Consider the following 2,813-nt stretch of genomic DNA (forward strand, 5'->3'; position numbering starts at 1 on the left):
CACCCGCCCCGGGGCCGGAGACCACCACGGCGGTGGGCCCGTTGACAGCGGCGATACCTGTACTTTCCGGCAGCACGGGCAGGACCTCGTCCTCGGTGGCCTGCACGGCCGCCATCGCACCACCCGCCGGAAGCCGCTGCATCAGACGGCCGCGCGCCGACACGATCAGCGCCGCGTCCTCCAGCGACCACAGCCCCGCCACATGCGCCGCCGCCAGCTCACCGATGGAGTGCCCGGTGAGCACGCCGGGGCGTACACCCCAGGCCTCAAGCAGCCGGAACAGGGCGACCTCGAGGGCGAACAGAGCAGGCTGCGTGTAACCCGTCTCGTTCAGCCCCTCACCCCCGAACATGACTTCCTTCAGGGGCCGTTCGAGATGAGCATCCAGAGCCGCACACACCTCGTCCAGCGCGGTCGCGAACACCGGGAACGCCTCGTACAGCTCCCGGCCCATCCCCGCCCGCTGACTGCCCTGCCCCGTGAACAGGAACGCCAGCGAGCCTGTGGCGCCCGTGTGGGTCACGTGCCCAGCGGCGATGGCCGCCAGCCCGGCCAGCAGTCCCTCGCGGTCCCCCGCCACGGCACCGGCGCGGTAGGTGAACGATGCGCGTCGGGCTGTCAGGGACTGGGCGATGTTCGTGGAGTCCAGTTCCGGGTGCGCGGTGGCGAAGTCGAGGAGCCGGGCCGCCTGGGCGCGCACGGCCTCGGCCGTCCTGCCGGAGACGATCCACGGGAGTACCGGCAGCCTGCGGTTGGAGGAGTCGGGTTCACCGGCGGGCTCTGCGGGAGCCTCTTCGATGATCACGTGGGCGTTGGTGCCGCTGATCCCGAAGGAGGAGACACCGGCCCGCCGCACCCGCTCCCCGGCCGTCCACGGCCGGGCCTCGGTCAGCAGTTCCACCGCACCCGCCGACCAGTCGACGTGCGAGGACGGCGCGTCCACGTGCAGCGTGCGGGGCAGCTCCTCGTTGTGCAGGGCGAGGACCATCTTGATGATCCCGGCCACGCCCGCGGCGGCCTGCGTGTGGCCCAGGTTGGACTTGACCGACCCCAGCCGAAGGGGCTCCTGGCGGTCCTGACCGTAGGTGGCCAGCAGCGCCTGCGCCTCGATCGGGTCACCCAACCGCGTCCCCGTCCCGTGCGCCTCCACCACGTCGACCTGCTGCGGAGTCAGGCGGGCGGACGCCAGGGCCTGCTTGATGACCCGCTGCTGGGAAGGGCCGTTGGGGGCGGTGAGGCCGTTGCTCGCGCCGTCCTGGTTGACCGCCGAGCCCCGTACGAGCGCGAGGACGCGGTGGCCGTTGCGGCGGGCGTCGGAGAGCTTCTCCAGGACGAGCATGCCCACACCCTCGCCCCAGCCCGTGCCGTCCGCCGCCTCCGCGAACGGCTTGCACCGCCCGTCCGCCGCCAGACCCCGCTGCCGGCTGAAGCCGACGAACGTCTCGGGCGTCGCCATCACGGTGACGCCGCCGGCCAGGGCCAGCGAGCACTCGCCGCTGCGCAGCGCCTGCGCGGCCATGTGGACGGTGACCAGGGAGGAGGAGCAGGCGGTGTCCACGGTGACGGCGGGTCCCTCGAGCCCGAGGACATAGGCGACACGGCCCGAGGCGACGCTGCCGGAGCTTCCGGTGCCGAGGTAGCCCTCCAGGTCGGCCGGGTAACCGTTGAGGCGGATGCCGTAGTCGTTGTACATCACGCCCGCGAAGACGCCGGTCGCGGTGCCGCGCACGGTTGCCGGGTCGATGCCCGCACGCTCGAACGCCTCCCACGACGTCTCCAGCAGCAACCTGTGCTGCGGGTCGGTGGCGAGCGCCTCACGAGGGCTGATGCCGAAGAACGCGGGATCGAACTCGGCGGCCTGGGTGAGGAATCCGCCATGCCGTGAGTAGGTCTTGCCGACGGCTTCGGGGTCCGGGTCGTAGAGGCTCGCGACGTCCCAGCCACGGTCGGTGGGCAAAGGGCTGATGGCGTCGCCACCGGTGGCCAGCAACTCCCACAGTTCCTCGGGTGAGTTGACGCCACCGGGGTAGCGACAGGCCATGCCGACGATCGCGATCGACTCGTTCGAGGCGGCGGTCACGGCGGTGGCCGCGTCATGCCCGGTCGTCGAGTCGGGTTCGGTTCCGATCAGTTCGGCCAGCAGGTACTCGGCCACGGCGGCGGGGCTCGGGTAGTCGAAGACCAGCGTCGCGGGCAGCCTGAGCCCGGTGTCCGCACCGAGCGCGTTGCGGAACTCGACTCCAGTGAGCGAGTCGAAGCCCAGTTCGGTGAAGGCGGCGTCGGCGGAGACGTCGTGCATCCCGGCGAAGCCGAGCACGGCCGCCACGCGCTTGCGGGTCAGGTCGAGCAGCAGATCACGGCGGGCCGCGGTGTCGGGCAGGGCCGCCAGGCGGTCCTGGAGGGAGTTCGCCGCGGGACGGCTCGCGCCCGCCGCGACGGACGCGCGTACGGCACGACGCGCACGGGGCCGTACGAGGTCCCGGAGAAGCGCGGGGGCGGCCTCCGTGTCCCAGGCATCGAGGTTGAGTTTGATGGGCACGAGGTGGGCCCGGCCCTCACCCGCCGCCAGCGCCGCGTCGAAGAGCTCCGTCCCCTCCGCCGCTCCGATCGCCTCGACCCCAGCACGCGCCATGCGCTCGAGTTCGGTACCGGTGAGTCCGGCGCCCATGCCGCCGACCTCGGGTGACCAGAGGCCCCAGGCCAACGAGACACCCGGCAGGCCCTGGGCCTTTCGCTGCGCGGCGAGGGAGTCCAGGTAGGCGTTGGCAGCCGCGTAGTTGGCCTGTCCGAGACCGTCGAAGCATCCTGCCGCG

The 2,813-nt window shown here is 72.2% G+C and carries 1 protein-coding gene; it reads right to left on the reverse strand.

Annotation, left to right across the window (positions count from 1 at the left end; all coding sequences use genetic code 11):
- Positions 1-2,813: beta-ketoacyl synthase N-terminal-like domain-containing protein (locus tag ACFW2E_RS44690; RefSeq protein WP_384477289.1), on the reverse strand; the 2,813-nt coding region annotated here is incomplete at both ends.

This window comes from Streptomyces sp. NPDC058964 (assembly GCF_042741275.1).
Taxonomy (GTDB): domain Bacteria; phylum Actinomycetota; class Actinomycetes; order Streptomycetales; family Streptomycetaceae; genus Streptomyces.